The sequence below is a fragment of the Enterovirga sp. genome, from assembly GCF_028290205.1.
Classification (GTDB): Bacteria; Pseudomonadota; Alphaproteobacteria; order Rhizobiales; family Beijerinckiaceae; genus Enterovirga.
In genome coordinates this window covers 1-14,643 of record NZ_JAQGKF010000105.1, presented here as the reverse complement: position 1 = coordinate 14,643, position 14,643 = coordinate 1, and the positions used below count along the sequence as shown (strand labels likewise).

General features: G+C 69.4%; 14 protein-coding genes and 1 pseudogene. 7 read left to right on the top strand and 8 right to left on the bottom strand.

Features of this window, described 5'->3' with window-relative positions:
* The 4 genes and pseudogenes from JWR86_RS07420 to JWR86_RS07405 all read right to left on the bottom strand — a co-directional run.
* Positions 1 to 194 (bottom strand): annotated as a pseudogene (locus JWR86_RS07420) (hypothetical protein); the annotation flags it as partial.
* Between the two features lie 73 nt (positions 195 to 267).
* The gene (locus JWR86_RS07415; RefSeq protein ID WP_299562979.1) at positions 268 to 2,244 is read right to left on the bottom strand and encodes a heme lyase CcmF/NrfE family subunit; all 1,977 of its coding nucleotides are present in this window, start codon (positions 2,242 to 2,244) and stop codon (positions 268 to 270) included.
* A gap of 4 nt (positions 2,245 to 2,248) precedes the next feature.
* A complete protein-coding gene (ccmE, locus tag JWR86_RS07410; protein WP_299562976.1) occupies positions 2,249 to 2,707 on the bottom strand; it encodes a cytochrome c maturation protein CcmE in 459 nt (152 codons plus the stop codon).
* Positions 2,708 to 2,953: 246 nt separating this feature from the next.
* Entirely contained in the window at positions 2,954 to 3,700 is a 747-nt protein-coding gene (locus JWR86_RS07405) for a hypothetical protein (protein ID WP_299562973.1), read from the bottom strand.
* A 119-nt stretch (positions 3,701 to 3,819) separates the two neighbouring features.
* Between JWR86_RS07405 and JWR86_RS07400 the strand changes: the two genes are divergently transcribed.
* Genes JWR86_RS07400 through JWR86_RS07380 form a run of 5 tightly spaced genes read left to right on the top strand, consistent with a single transcriptional unit; the run spans position 3,820 to position 8,492 of the window.
* Positions 3,820 to 5,103: an ABC transporter substrate-binding protein gene (locus JWR86_RS07400; protein WP_299562970.1), complete on the top strand. Its 1,284-nt coding sequence runs from the start codon at positions 3,820 to 3,822 to the stop codon at positions 5,101 to 5,103.
* Between the two features lie 34 nt (positions 5,104 to 5,137).
* Positions 5,138 to 5,863 carry an ABC transporter ATP-binding protein gene (locus JWR86_RS07395; RefSeq protein ID WP_299562985.1) on the top strand — a complete coding sequence of 242 codons (726 nt, stop codon included), beginning with the start codon at positions 5,138 to 5,140 and terminating at the stop codon, positions 5,861 to 5,863.
* A complete protein-coding gene (locus tag JWR86_RS07390; protein WP_299562968.1) occupies positions 5,863 to 6,567 on the top strand; it encodes an ABC transporter ATP-binding protein in 705 nt (234 codons plus the stop codon). Before JWR86_RS07395 ends, JWR86_RS07390 begins: the two co-directional genes overlap by 1 nt.
* Positions 6,568 to 6,573: 6 nt before the next feature.
* Positions 6,574 to 7,443, top strand: coding sequence for a branched-chain amino acid ABC transporter permease (locus JWR86_RS07385; protein WP_299562965.1), 870 nt, complete (start codon positions 6,574 to 6,576; stop codon positions 7,441 to 7,443).
* Positions 7,440 to 8,492: a branched-chain amino acid ABC transporter permease gene (locus tag JWR86_RS07380; RefSeq protein WP_299562962.1), complete on the top strand. Its 1,053-nt coding sequence runs from the start codon at positions 7,440 to 7,442 to the stop codon at positions 8,490 to 8,492. The genes JWR86_RS07385 and JWR86_RS07380 overlap by 4 nt, the downstream gene beginning before the upstream one ends.
* Here JWR86_RS07380 and hisD read toward each other — a convergent pair.
* From hisD to JWR86_RS07360, 4 genes are all read right to left on the bottom strand, one after another.
* A complete protein-coding gene (gene hisD / locus JWR86_RS07375; protein WP_299562959.1) occupies positions 8,489 to 9,814 on the bottom strand; it encodes a histidinol dehydrogenase in 1,326 nt (441 codons plus the stop codon). The genes JWR86_RS07380 and hisD overlap by 4 nt on opposite strands.
* Before the next feature lie 54 nt (positions 9,815 to 9,868).
* On the bottom strand, positions 9,869 to 10,117 hold the full coding sequence (locus tag JWR86_RS07370) for a DUF2171 domain-containing protein (protein WP_299562956.1): 249 nt from the start codon (positions 10,115 to 10,117) through the stop codon (positions 9,869 to 9,871).
* 111 nt (positions 10,118 to 10,228) lie between these two features.
* Positions 10,229 to 11,434: an ABC transporter substrate-binding protein gene (locus JWR86_RS07365; protein WP_299562953.1), complete on the bottom strand. Its 1,206-nt coding sequence runs from the start codon at positions 11,432 to 11,434 to the stop codon at positions 10,229 to 10,231.
* An 88-nt stretch (positions 11,435 to 11,522) separates the two neighbouring features.
* The gene (locus JWR86_RS07360; protein ID WP_299562950.1) at positions 11,523 to 12,704 is read right to left on the bottom strand and encodes a PHB depolymerase family esterase; all 1,182 of its coding nucleotides are present in this window, start codon (positions 12,702 to 12,704) and stop codon (positions 11,523 to 11,525) included.
* 177 nt (positions 12,705 to 12,881) lie between these two features.
* Here JWR86_RS07360 and JWR86_RS07355 point away from each other — a divergent pair, with 177 nt between their 5' ends.
* Both JWR86_RS07355 and JWR86_RS07350 read left to right on the top strand, forming a co-directional pair.
* Positions 12,882 to 13,457, top strand: a complete 576-nt coding sequence (locus tag JWR86_RS07355) for a YbhB/YbcL family Raf kinase inhibitor-like protein (RefSeq protein WP_299562947.1) — start codon at positions 12,882 to 12,884, stop codon at positions 13,455 to 13,457.
* Positions 13,458 to 13,644: 187 nt separating this feature from the next.
* The coding region (locus tag JWR86_RS07350; protein ID WP_299562982.1) for an FHIPEP family type III secretion protein at positions 13,645 to 14,643 on the top strand (999 nt) is incomplete at its 3' end.

The window sequence follows — 14,643 nt, the reverse complement described above, 5'->3', positions numbered from 1 at the left end:
AGGCTCGACAGGAAGATGCCGAGGATTGGGTAGATCAGGCCGATGAAGACGAGGTGGCTCGGCATGGCCATGAAATCGGCATAGCCGTCCCGCAGCGCGGCCGTGAGATCGCCTGGTCCAATCTGCCGGATCTGCACGGGCGCGGCGCCCGAGAGGCTATTTCGGCTGGAAAGCGGTTCGGTGATCGCGGCCATGGCCAGCGCCTCCGGCCCGGCCCAGGCCGGACCAACCCGTGATGGAACGCTCCGTGCGGGTTTTGGTTGCAGCCTATTCCGCCGCGGCGAGCCGCCCGGTGCCGACCCGGCTCGGCGCCCCGAGCCGAAGGGTCCTGTCGCTCAGCGACAGCGCCCCGCCGGCCGCCATCACCAGCGCGCCGAGCCAGATCAGCAGGATCAGCGGCTTGGCGTAGAGGCGCAGGCCGACCGCGCCGTCGGAAGAGACCTCGCCCAGGCTGGCGTAGAACTGGCTCGCCCCCACCGTCAGCAGGCCGGCCTCGGTGGTGGTCATCTCGCGCGCCGGATAGGTGCGCTTCTCGGCGTCAACCGTGCCGAGGCCCGTGCCGGCCCGGCTGACCTCGAGCGTCGCCACCTGGGCGGTGTAATTCGGGCCGGGCCGCGTGCTGAGCGACACGAGCTTGGCCTGGTAGCCGCCGACCTCCAGAACCTGACCCACCCGGGCGGACGCGATGGTCTCACCGCTCCAGGCCTGCGCGGCGAGGCCGATCACCGTGACGCCGATCCCGGCATGGGCCAGCACGCCGCCCCAGGTCGCGCGCGGCAGGCCGAAGGCGCGCCGCAGGGCGAGCTTCGCCCCCCGGCCGGGCGCCCAGGCGCGGCTCCACACCTCCGTGGCCGAGCCCAGGATCAGAAACACGCCGAGGCCGATGCCGAGAGGCGCGGCCACCGGTCCGCCCCAGCGCAGCGCGAGCAGCCCCAGCCCCACGGCCAGGGCGGCCGCAAGGGCCGCCAGCAGCCGTTGCCCGGCCGCGAGCGCGTCGCCGCGCTTCCAGGCGAGGCGCTGTCCGAAGGGAACAAGCAGCAGGAGCGGCACCACCAGCGGCACGAAGGTGAGCATGAAATAGGGCGGCCCGACCGAGATCTTGGCGCCCGTGACGGCCTCAAGCGCCAGCGGATAGAGCGTGCCGAGCAGCACGGTGGCGCAGGCGCTGGCGAGAAACAGGTTGTTGAGGATCAGCGCCCCCTCGCGGGAGATCGGCGCGAACAGGCCGCCGTGGCGCAGCAGCGGCGCTCGCCAGGCGAACATGGCGAGGGAGCCGCCGATGAACACCCCCAGGATGGCCAGAATGAACACGCCCCGCCCGGGATCGACCGCGAAGGTGTGGACCGAGGTCAGGATGCCGGAGCGGACCAGGAAGGCGCCGAGCAGGCTGAGCGAGAAGGTCAGGATGGCGAGCAGAATGGTCCAGACCTTCAGGGCCTCCCGCTTCTCCATCACGACCAGGGAATGGATCAGCGCCGTGCCGGCGAGCCATGGCATCAGCGAGGCGTTTTCGACCGGGTCCCAGAACCAGAACCCGCCCCAGCCGAGTTCGTAATAGGCCCAGTAGGAGCCCATCGCGATGCCGAGGGTGAGAAAGCTCCAGGCCAGCAGTGCCCAGGGCCGCACCGTCCGGGCCCACACGGCATCCACCCGGCCGTCGATGAGCGCCGCCATGGCAAAGGCGTAGGTCATCGAGAAGCCGACATAGCCGACATAGAGAAGCGGCGGGTGGATCGCGAGGCCGAGATCCTGGAGGATGGGGTTCAGATCCTGCCCCTCAAGCGGCGCCGGATCGACCCGCTGGAATGGGTTCGAGCTGAACAGCACGAAGAGCTGGAAGGCGCAGACGATGGAGGCCTGGACGGACAGGGCGTTGGTGCGCAGCCGGAGCGGCACGGAGCGGGGGTTCGCGGCAACCAGCGCGCCGAACAGGGCCAGGATCAGGACCCAGAGGAGCATGGAGCCCTCGTGGTTTCCCCAGACCCCCGACACCTTGTAGATCAGCGGCTTCAGTGTGTGGGAATTCTCCACCACGTTCACGACGGAGAAGTCGGACGTGACGTGGGCCACAGTCAGGGCCACGAACGAGAAGGCGATCAGCCCGAACACCCCGAAGGCGGCCGGCCGGGCCGTGGCCATCAGCACGGGGTCGCCGGTGCGCGCGCCCCAGAGCGGCACGGCGAATTGCAGCACCGACAGGCCGAGGGCCAGCGCGAAGGCGTAATGTCCGGCTTCGACCAGCACCGCGCTACCTCTGCGTCGTCTGGCGAAGGCCGGAGCCCTCCTGCCAGCGGCCCTGGGCCTTGAGCGCGTCCACGACCTCGCGCGGCATATAGGTCTCGTCGTGCCGGGCCAGCACGGTGTCGGCCATGAAGGTGCCGGAGGCGGTCAGCACGCCTTCAGCCACCACGCCCTGCCCTTCGCGGAACAGGTCCGGCAGGATGCCTTTGTAGCGCACCGGAACGCGGGCCCCGCCGTCCTCCACGGCGAACTCGGCCACCTGGTCGGGGTTGCGCCGGACGGAGCCCGCCTCGACCAGCCCGCCGAGCCGGATCCGGGTACCGACCGGCCCGGAGGCGACCACCTCGCTCGGCGCCCGGAAGAACACGATCGTGTCCCGCATCGCCACGAGCACCAGCGCCAAGGCTGCCACCAGCACGAGGCCGGAGACGCCGATCATCACGAGGCGGCGGCCCTTGCGGGTCATGTCGGGACCTCGCCGATGCCGGTGGCCGAAGCGGGAATGAAGGGGGCGGCCGGACGCGGCATGGGGGACGGAGCTGTGCGAAACCGGACCTTGGGGGAGCCGCGAACCTGTGCCAGGCCGGGGGCGAGGTCAACGGCAAAGGAGCCCCGGCGCCCGCTCTGCGACGACATGCGTCGGCCCGATCGGCAGGGTCGCAGCTCCGCCGACCTCCCGGGCGTGCTCCGGGCCGGCTGCCCCGACCGCCTCTCAGACGAGGCGCTCGTCGGGCACGCGGCGGCAATCCATCTCGAATTCGAGGCCCCGCACCGGCGGTCGGCAGTAATGCCAGGTGAGGCCGCCGGCCGCAGCCCCTCGGCGCACGATGTCGGAGCCGAGAAACGGATGGAGGTCGTGCACCGTGTAGACCTGGCTCGAGCCCACCTCCGCCCATGACTGGCCGAGCAGGCGGAGGCGCCGCTCCATCTCGCCGAGCACGAACTGGGCCTTTTCGGCGATCGCGTCCGGGCTCGTCTCCCCCAGCCGGACGGTGGCGTCCCCGTAGCGGGCGCCGCCCTCCCGGGCCTCGCCGCTGCCGGCGATCACGAAGCTCGGGCGAGGCTCGTCCGCCACCACCGTGAACGAAAAGGCGTGGAACGAGGGCTCCGCGGGCGGGTCGATCTCCGGGCAGACGTTGCTGCGGGCGACCGGGTTGCGGTCGCCCTCGACCAGCCCCCAGCGCCGCAGGGGTTCGACATAGGCCTGATTGAAGGCGCGAAACCCGTCGTCCGTGAAGGGTGCCGGGGAGCGGAGTTCGCAGGCGCAGAAGGCGGCCGGGGGCCGCCCCGCCGCCGCAATCATGCGCTCGACGACCCGGAAACCCTCGTCCAGCGGCACCGGCCGAAGAAATCGGACCCGCCGGATGGAGAAGCCCGGCAGAGCCGCGACGCCGCCGGAATACTGAAACACTGCCGGGATCCAGCGAAAACCCCCGGCCACGAAATCAAGCGCACTCATCGTCTCGCCCCCTGTTCTTGCACCGAAGATGACGTGCGGCATTGACAAGCGTTCGACCTCTTCATCACACTTCCGTCAAACAGGGAAAAGGCGTCCGCTTGCGGCGTCGGGAGGAACGGATGAAGCATCTCTTGACCGCCTGCATGGCGGGTCTCGCGGCGATGCTCGTGGCGGCTCCGGCCGCGGCCGACATCAAGGTCGGCGTCATCTACGACCTGACCGGCGCCTTCGCGGGTGGGGGCTCCAAGGCAGGGTCCATCGGCAACAAGATCGCCATCGACATGATCAACGAGCGGGGCGGCGTCGCGGGTCACAAGATCGTTCCCTTCTATGCCGACGCGCAGTCCAAGACCGATGTCGCCATCAACGAGGCCGAGCGCCTGCTCAACGACACCAAGGTGGACGTCGTGATGGGCCTGTTCTCAAGCGCGCAATGCGTGCCGATCTCGGCGAAGGTCGACGCCGCGAAGAAGTTCATGTGGCTCAACATCTGCGTCGCCACGGCCGTGATGAAGGACAAGAACCTGCAATACGTCTTTCGGGCGCAGGTTCATTCCGACCAGTACGGCGAAGCTTCCTGCCAGTTCGTCTTCGATCATGCGAAGGCGAAGTTCGGCAAGGAGGCCAAGGACATCAAGGTCGCGGTGATCTACGAGGACGGGCCGTACGGATCGGGCATCGCGTCCACCAACGAGCAGAAATGCAAGCAGCTCGGCCTGCAGCTCGTGCACAAGGAAGGCTATGCGGCGACCTCCGGCGACCTCTCCGCGCTGGTGACCAAGCTCCGCCGCGCCCAGCCCGACGTGATCCTGCACACGGGCTACAACCCCGACATCACCCTGTTCCTGCGCCAGGCCAAGGAATCCGGCCTGAAATGGGGGGCGCTGATCGGGCACGGCGCGGGCTTCGCCCAGATCGACAAGCTCTACGAGACCTTCAAGGGCGACGTGGATTACCTCTACAACGTTGACCCGGTGGCCGCGCAGCTGCTGGACGCCAAGACCCTTGCGCCCGGCATGGGCGACCTCACGGCCGAGATGGTGAAGCGTTACAAGGCCGAGACCGGCGGCTCCGAGGTCCCGACCCACGCCTCGAGCGGCTTCAACCAGGCCTGGATCTTCTTCGCAGACGTGCTGCCGCGCGCCATCAAGAGCCATGGCGGCTTCGATCCGGAGGCGCTGCGCAAGGCTGCGCTGGAGACCGACATCCCGGTTGGCGGCACGATCCAGGGCTACGGCGTCAAGTTCTACGGCCCCGGCACGCCGCTCTCCGGCCAGAGCGAGCGCTCGACGCCGGCGATCATGCAATACGTGAAGGGGGAGACCAAGGTCGTGGCCCCCGCCGCCATCAAGACGGCGGACCCGGTCCTGCCGCTGCCCAAGGGCCACGCCTACGCCCGCTGAGTGCGGCGCGGAGCGCGACGCCCCGGTGACGACGATGCTGTCCGTCTCCGGCCTGACCAAGCGCTTCGGGGGGTTCACGGCCGTCAAGGATGTGAGCTTCTCGGTCGAGGAAGGTGAGATCCTCGGCCTGATCGGACCCAACGGCTCCGGCAAGTCGACCACCTTCAACTGCGTGGCGGGCCTGTATGGGCCGAGTTCGGGCTCGATCCGGCTCGAGGGCCGCGAGATCGGCGGTGAGCGGGCCGACCGCGTCTGCCACCGCGGCATCGGCCGGACGTTCCAGATCCCGCGTCCCTTCCGCAACCTTACCCTGCTCGAGAACGTCGCGCTGTCGGCCTATTTCGGCCAGGGCGGAAAGGTGGACCGGGCCCAATGCTGGCGCCTGGCCGAACAGGCGCTCGACCTCGTCGGCCTGCCGGTCGATCCCCGCGCCGGCACGGACGGGCTCGGCGCCGCCGCGCTGAAAAAGCTCGAACTCGCCCGCGCGCTCGCCACCCAGCCGCGCCTGCTCCTGGCCGACGAGAGCCTGAACGGGCTCGACCAGGGGGAGATGGAGGGGGCGGCCGACATGCTCCGCCGCATCCGGGCCGAGCGGGGCCTCACCATCGTCTGGGTCGAGCACATCATGGGCGTCCTGATGCGGGTCGTGGACCGGGTCGTGGTGCTCGATCATGGCGAGGTCATCTTCAGCGGCCGCCCCGCCGAGGCGCAGGCCGACCGCCGCGTGATCGAGGTCTATCTCGGAGCCGAGGAGAGCTGATGCTCGAACTCTCGGGCATCTCGGCCGGCTATGCCGGCGCTCAGACGCTGTTCGACCTGTCCATGCGGGTCGAGGCCGGGGAGGCGGTCGCGGTGATCGGCGCCAACGGAGCCGGCAAGACCACGCTTCTGAGGGTGATCTCCGGCATGCTGCCAGCCCGATCGGGCAGCATGACCATGGACGGCGTCTCCCTCCGAGACAGTCCCCCGCACCGCATCGTCGAGACCGGGATCGCCCATGTACCCGAGAGCCGGCGACTGTTCCCGCGGCTGTCGGTCGAGAGCAACCTGAAGATGGGCGCTTTCATCCCGGCCGCCCGGGCCCGGTTCCGCGAGCGGCTGGACTACGTCTACGGGCTGTTTCCCCGCCTCAAGGAGCGCCGCAGCCAGCTCGCCGGCACCATGTCGGGCGGCGAGCAGCAGATGTGCGCGATCGGCCGCGCGCTGATGTCCGGGCCCAAGCTCGTCCTGCTCGACGAGCCTTCGATGGGTCTCGCCCCGGTGGTGGTGCAGCAGGTCTTCGATCTCGTCCGGCGCATTCGCCAGGAGGGCTACACCGTGCTGATCGTGGAGCAGAACGTCCGCCAGGTGCTGAAGGTGGCCGACCGGGGCTACCTCATCGAGGTCGGCCGCATCCGGGCCGGCGGCACGGCCGCCGAGCTGCTCGCCTCGGACGCCGTCCGTGACGCCTATATGGGGATCTAGCGGCAGATGGATTGCCAGCTCGACATCTTCTTCCTCGAGGCGATCCTCAACGGCGTGTTGCTGGCCGGCCTCCTGGCGCTGCTGGCCCTCGGGCTGAACCTCGTCTTCGGCGTCATCGACGTGGTGTGGATCTGCTACGCCGAACTCGTGATGATCGGCATGTACGCGATCTTCTACGCCTATACGGGCGGCGTCCCGTTTCCCCTCGCGGCCCTGCTCGGCATCCTGGCCGTCGCGGCCACGGGCGCGCTGCTGCACTGGGTGGTGATCCGGCCCGTGCTCGACCAGCCGCCGATCAACCAGCTCCTCGTCACGGGCGGCGTGCTGTTCTTTCTCCAGGCCGTCGCCACCATGGCGTTCGGCATCGAGTTCAGGTCTCTCGGCATCCGGCTCGGCTCCACCGGCTTCGCCGACATGACCTTTGCCTGGTCACGCATCCTGGCCTTCGTCGTGGCGCTCGCCGGCATGCTGGCGCTCTGGATCTTTCTCAGCCGCACCTTCCTGGGCACGGCCATCCGGGCCATCGCGCAGGATCGCCAGATCATGCCGCTGATGGGCGTCGACGCGAGCCGCATCTACCTCGTCACCTCCGCGGTGGGCGGCGGCCTGGCCGGGCTGGGCGCGGTGCTGATGGTGCTGCAATACGACATCTACCCGCAGATCGGGCTGCAATTCGGGCCGCTCATCTTCATGATCTGCGTGCTGGGCGGCCTGGGCAGCATGGCGGGGGGCTTCGTGGCCGCCTTCCTGATCAGCCAATTCATCGCCGTCGGCGGCTCCTGCATGGCCACCGAATGGGGCTACGCGGTCGCCTTCCTGTTCTTCATGGTGGCGATCTTTATCCGGCCGCAGGGCCTGTTCGGGGTGCGGGGATGAGCCGTGTCGCGCTGCGCCCGACGCGCGGTATCCCGCCGCTCGCCTGGTCGGCGCTCGGCGCGGCGGCCCTGCTCGCCGTGCCGATCCTGATCCGCTACGGCGCGCCGGGATCGGAGCGCTACTACCTGCATATCCTGATCCAGATCCTGATCTGGTCCTTCATCTATACGGGCTGGTCGCTGATGGGGCGGTTCGGGCTCACCTCGCTCGGCCACGGCGCCTTCACGGGGATCGGCGCCTACACGACCGTGCTGCTGTGGAACGTGGCCGGGCTCTCGCCCTGGCTGGGCATCCCGGTCGGGATCGGCCTCGCCACGGCGGCCGCGCTGCTGGTGGCGTATCCCTGTTTCAGCCTGCGGATCACCGGTCATTACTTCGCCCTGATGACCCTGGCCCTGACCGAGTTCGTCCGCCTCTGCATCGTCGGCTGGCGCGACTACACCGGCGGCTCGCTCGGCACCCAGCCGCAGCGCGCTCCGGGCGGCGTCTCGATCACCGCGCTGCAATTCGAGCCGGACCGGGTGCTGTCCTATTACATCGCCCTGGCGCTCTGGGCCCTCGGGCTCTGGATGTGGCTCCGGGTGGACCGCTCCATGGACCGCTACGCGCTCGACGCGGCCAGCCAGGACGAGGAGGCGGCGGCCTCGGTCGGGGTCGACGTGACCCGCGAAAAGCTCAAGATCACCGGATTGTCGGCCGCCATGTGCGCGCTCGGCGGCGCGGTCTACGGCCAGTACCAGATGTATATCGGGCCGGACACGATCGCCGGGCTCGGCGTGTCGCTGAACATCGTGTTCGGCACCATCGCGGGCGGGCTGTCGGTGCTGCTCGGCCCCACGGTCGGGGCAGTGTTCACCCAGCTCCTGTCCGAGGTCCTGCGGGTCGCCGTGCAGGGCTCGGGGCTGACCGCCCAACTCGGCTCGGCCGCTTTGGCGCTCGACACCGCGATCTACGGCGCGCTGCTGATCTTCTTCATCATCTACATGCCGAAGGGCATCCTGGGCACGATCCTGGAGGCCCGGCGCCGGCGCCGTGCGGGCGCGCCCTAGCCGGCGCCGGGCACTTCACCGGCCGCCGTGGCGTAGGGGATGTTGCGGCGGCCATAGCGGCGCACCCGCACATTGGCCTGCTCGGCATGGCCCGCGAAGCCTTCCAGCATGCAGAGCCGCGAGCAATAGGCGCCGATCAGGGCCGAGGCCTCGTCCGTCAGCACCCGCTGATACGTCACGGTCTTCAGGAACTTGCCGACCCAGAGCCCGCCCGTGAAGCGCGCCCCGCCCTGCGTCGGCAGGGTGTGATTGGTGCCGATCACCTTGTCGCCATAGGCGACGTTGGTGCGGGGGCCGAGAAAGAGCGAGCCGTAATTGGTCATCCGGTCGAGGAACTCGTCCGGGTCGCGGGTCATCACCTGCACGTGTTCCGAAGCGATGCGGTCGGCCTCCCTGACCATCTCGTCCCGGCTCTCGCAGACGATCACCTCGCCGCAATTCTCCCAGGCTGTCCGGGCCACGGCGGCCGTGGGCAGGATCTCGAGCAGCCGCTCGATCTCCCGCATCGTGTCGCGGGCCAGCGCTTCGGAATCGGTGAGCAGGATCGCCGGCGAGGTCGGGCCGTGCTCGGCCTGACCGAGCAGGTCTGTGGCGCAGATCTCGCCGTCCACGGACTCGTCGGCAATGACGAGGGTCTCGGTCGGGCCGGCCAGGAGGTCGATGCCGACACGGCCGAAGAGCTGGCGCTTGGCCTCCGCCACATAGGCGTTGCCGGGCCCGACCAGCATGTCGACGGGCTCGATGGTGGCCGTGCCGAGCGCCATGGCGCCCACGGCCTGGACGCCGCCGAGGCAGTAGATGACATCGGCCCCGGCGAGGTGCTGGGCCGCCACGATGGCCGGAGCCGGCCTGCCCTCGAAGGGCGGCGCGCAGGTCACGATGCGCTTCACGCCCGCGACCTTGGCCGTGACCACGGACATGTGCGCGGAGGCGAGCAGCGGGTACTTGCCGCCCGGCACGTAGCAGCCGACGGAATTGACCGGGATGTTCTTGTGACCGAGCACGATGCCGGGCAGCGTCTCGATCTCGATGTCCCGCAAGGCGTCGCGCTGGGCTCCGGCGAAATTGCGGACCTGCTCCTGCGCGAAGCGGATATCCGCGATGTCGCGCCGCGACAGCTGCGACAGGCAGCCCTCGATCTCCTGTGGGGTGAGCCGGAAGTCGTCGCGCTCCCAGCGGTCGAAGCGGCCGGACAGCTCCCGGACTGCCGCGTCACCGCGGGTCGCGATGTCCTGGAGGATCGTCTCGACCGTGCTGCGGACCGCCGCATCCTGCTCGGCCCTTGCGGCGGCCTCCCGCCCCCGCTTCAGCCAGCGCGCCATGACCTGCCTCCCCTCCGACGCTGGTCTGCCGACCACCCGAGCGGGAAGCGCGGGTCAGCTCTTGCCGACCGCCTCCACGCCCCACTCGTCCTTGGCCTGGGCTGCGGTCCGGTTGAGACGAACCGCGCCGCCCTCGACCGAGGCCACCGAATCCAGGTGGATGTAGCGGTGCTCCCCGCCGGCCGCCGGATCGGTCCTGGTCAGCTTGATGCGCTGGCCGTCCAGACCGTCCACCGTCCCGACATGCCCGCCATCCGAGCCCAGCACCTCGGCGTGTTCCTTGATCTTGCTCGGGTCCACCATCCGTCGTCTCCGTTCCGGCGCCGGGGGCGAGATCGCCCCCGGATGCGCCTCAACGGAAGGTAGGCGGGCCTGTTCCCGGTCTCCACCGGACCCTGGCGGATGCGCCGCCCCTTACTGCGTCAGCGGGCAGCCGCTGTCCTTGGCGCTCGGGAAGGCCTGATCCGCCTTGATGGTCGCGAGCTGCTTGTAATAGTCCCACGGACCCTTCGATTCCGAGGGCTTCTTGACCTCGAACAGGTACATGTCGTGGATCATGCGGCCGTTCTGGAGCACCTTGCCGCCGCGGCCGAAGACGTCGTCGACCGGCATCTCCTTCAGCTTCTTGGACACCTGGTCAGCATCGACGGAGCCCACTTCCTTCACGGCCTTGAGATATTGCAGCACCGATGAATAGGTGCCGGCCTGGATCATGTTGGGCATGCGCCCGGTCTTCTCCATAAAGCGCTTCGAGAAGGCGCGGCTCTGGTCGTCCATGTCCCAGTAGAAGCCTTCCGTCAGGACCAGGCCCTGGGCGGATTGCAACCCGAGCCCGTGCACCTCGGCCAGGGTGAAGAGCAGCGCGGCGAGGCGCTGCCCGCCCTGCACGATGCCGAATTCGGCCGCCTGCTTGATCGAGTTGTTGGTGTCGGCGCCGGCATTCGCGAGGCCGATGATCTTGGCCTTGGAGCCCTGCGCCTGGAGCAGGAAGGAGGAGTAGTCCGATGCGGCCAGCGGGTGGCGGACCTGGCCCAGCACCTTGCCGCCCTTGGAGGTGACGTATTTCGCGGTGTCGCCCTCGAGCGCGTAGCCGAAGGCGTAGTCGGCCGTGAGGAAGAACCAGGTGTCGCCGCCGGTCTCCACCAGCGAACCGCCGGTGCCGACCGCCAACGCATGCGTGTCGAAGGCCCAGTGGAAGCCGTAGGGCGTGCAGGCCTTGCCGGTCAGATCGGAGGTCGCCGCCCCGCTGACCATGGTGATCTTCTTTTTCTCGCGGGAGAGGTTCTGGATGCCGAGGGCGACCGAGGACGTGGTCAGCTCCATGATCGCGTCGACGCCGTCGACGTCATACCATTGCCGGGCGATGTTGGAGGCGATGTCCGGCTTGTTCTGATGGTCGGCGGAGACGAGCTCGACCGGCTTGCCCAGCACCGAACCGCCGAAATCGGCGATCGCCATGCGGGCGGCCTCGACGGACCACTTGCCGCCGTAATCGGCGTAGACGCCCGACTGGTCGTTCAGGATCCCGATCTTGACCGGCTTGGTGGCCTGTTGAGCCAGAGCCAGGCCCGGAAGGGCGGCCAACGTCGCCGCGCCGACCACTTGTGCCCACAACCTCATCGCGCATCCTCCATCCGTGTTGCCTGGAGAGAAACGCGCCGGGCAGTTGTGTCAATCCTCCGATAGGCGGGGGCGCCGCCGCTCTCCCCTAGCGGCGCATCAGCCCCGCTGCCCGCAACGCCTTCGTGATCACGGCGCCGACGTCGCCCGGCAGTTCCGCCGCGAGGCCGTGCCCGAAGCCGGATGCGTCACGGCCACGCGGCAGCGGGCCCGCCTCCCCGGGCGGGATGATGTCGACATCGGGCACCCGGTTGGCCCGGGCCGCGGCGCTTTCCTGCACGAGGCCCCAGAACACCGCCATCCGGTAGGAGGACGAGATCCCCGCCTCCAGCAGGAACGGACCGGCCTCACCGCACGATTCCTCGCCCGGGCTCGTCGCGAGCGGCGTGCCGTGGCCCAACCCGTCGACGGTGTAGGATTCGATCACCTCCGCGCCGGCCCGGTCTCGCCACACCTCGCGCAAGTGGATTCCGACCCGCTCACGGCCGCTCGGCCGGGTCGGCAGGCCGTGCAGATCACTCCATTGCTTGACGAGTTCGGTCGCGTTGCCGGGCACCACGACCCGGTCGGACGAGCCGTGCCAGACCGACAGGCGCGGCCACGGGCCCTCGTGCGACGCCGCCGCCCGAACACGGTCGCCCCATTCGGTCGCCTCGCGGCCCTGGCCCTGGAACATCGCATGCAGCGCCTGCTGCACATTGCCGGCCGCACCGTAGGGAAGGCCGGACACGATGCCGCCGGCGGCGAACATCTCCGGGTAGCTGGCCAGCATGGCGGCCGCCATGGCGCCCCCGGCGGACAGACCAGTGACAAAGATTCGGCGCGGGTCGACCCCGTAGGCGGCCACGGCGTGGTCCACCATCTGCCGGATGGACTCAACCTCGCCGCCATCCCGCCGGGTGTCCTCGGGCACGAACCAGTTGAAGCAGCTTTTGGCGTTGTTGACGCTGCGCTGCTGGGGGCAGACGAGCACGAAGCCGTGCCGCTCGGCCAAAGTCACCCAGCCGGCCCCGACCGCGTAGCCCGCGGCATCCTGATTGCAACCATGCAGCACGACCACGAGCGCAGGCGAGCGCGACAGCCCGGCCGGCGCGAAATCGAACATCTCGAGCTCGCCCGGGTTGGAGCCGAACTGGGGGACCGGCCGGAGCTGGCCATCCGAAGCCCGCTGGCCGGGGGACCGCTCGGCGGCCGGGCCGCCCTCCATGAGGCCGCGCCACTTGCGGCGGAGCTGTGAGAGGTCGAGGGCAGTCGCCTGCAAACCGGGCATCATGTCTTCCTGTGGCGCAGCATCTCGCCAATGCTGCAGTGCAGCAAGTACGTGGGGGTTGTTTCGTTCCTCGGCAAGGATACGGCCGGGCCGGCGGTATCCGGGGACAACCTGCAACAGGGAGTGGAAGCCTGCACCGGCGTCACCACATGATGGCGCGTGCGAATGAGGTGAACGATGCTGGAGAAGCTGCCGCACGCTGTTGGCGAGGCTCTGCGGGGGTTCAAGCCCGGGCTGGAGCGGACGATCTATCACAGCGACGAGATGGCCCAGGTGCCGGAGACGATCATCGTCACCAGCGACAGCTTCGGCGACGGCGCGCCGATCCCGGAGCGCTACACCGAAGACGGGCAAGGCATCTCGCCGCCACTGGGCTGGGCGGGCGCGCCGGCTGGAACGGCCGCCTTCGTGCTCGTGATCGAGGACGCAGACAGCCCGACGCCCTCTCCCCTGGTCCATGCCATCGTCTGGAACCTGCACGGCGACGAGAAGGTCTTGCCCGAGGGAGCTTTGCCGAGCGACGCCGACCCGGGCGACGACACCGCCATGGGCAAGAACTCGTATCTTGAGCCCGAATACCTGCCGCCGGACCCGCCCCCGGGGCACGGCCCGCACCGCTATCTGTTCCAGGTCTATGCCCTCAGCGAGCCCCTTGAACTCGGGGGGCACCCTGGTCGCGGCAAGCTCCTGGCGGCGATGCGGGGCCGCGTCATGGGCCGTGGCGTGCTGACCGGAACCTACCACCGCCCGTGAGGCTGCACCGCCGGCCCAACAGGGGCTCTTAACCAGCCGCTAACCATGCGGTCGGCAGAACTTGCCGGGTACGCCTCCTGCCAGGAGGGCCGGGACCGAGCGAGCGATGAGCGAATTGGGCGGAGTACGGGCGATCAGCGCCCCCGGAGCGGTGCCGGGCCGACGTGCCCTCTCGCTTCCGGTCGGGATGGGCATCCCGTCCTTCGGCGACGTGCGCCGGCTCACGACCCGGCCCGACATCCTGCTGGCGGTCGGCGTGATGTCGATCCTGGCGGTGCTGATCGTGCCGCTGCCGCCGCTGATCCTGGATCTGCTGCTGGCGATCTCGATCGTGATCTCGGTGCTGATCCTGATGACGGCGCTGTTCATCGAGAACCCGATGGAGTTCTCGGTCTTCCCGACCGTGTTGCTGATCGCCACCATGCTCCGGCTGGCGCTGAACCTCGCCACCACCCGCCTCATCCTGTCGCATGGGCACGAGCCGGGCGCCCCGGCCGGCCACGTCATCGAGGCCTTCGGCCGCTTCGTGATGGGCGGCAATTTCGTGATCGGCGTGATCGTCTTCGCGATCCTGGTCCTGGTGAACTTCATCGTCATCACCAAGGGCTCGGGCCGCATCGCCGAGGTGGCGGCCCGCTTCACGCTCGACGCGATGCCGGGCAAGCAGATGGCGATCGACGCCGACCTCTCGGCCGGGCTGATCGACCAGGACGCGGCGCGAGCCCGTCGCACCGCGCTGGAGGACGAGAGCTCGTTCTACGGCGCCATGGACGGCGCCTCGAAATTCGTCCGTGGCGACGCCATCGCGGCGCTCCTGATCACCTTCATCAACGTGGTCGGCGGGATCATCATCGGGGTCGCCCAGCAGGGCATGTCCTTTGGCGACGCGGCGCGCTCCTACACCCTGCTGACCGTCGGCGACGGCCTGGTCAGCCAGGTTCCGGCGCTGATCGTGTCGACCGCGGCCGGCCTGCTGGTCTCCAAGGCCGGCGTCCGGGGGGCCGCCGCCGGGGCGCTCGGCCGCCAACTCGCCGGCTATCCGCGCGCCCTCGGCATGTCGGCCGCCGTGATGGGCATCATCGGCCTGCTGCCCGGGATCCCGATCCTGCCCTTCGCCCTTTTGGCGGGCGGCGCCGGCTGGCTCGCCTGGCGGCTGAACCGGGACGCCACGGCCCGGGCCGCCCCG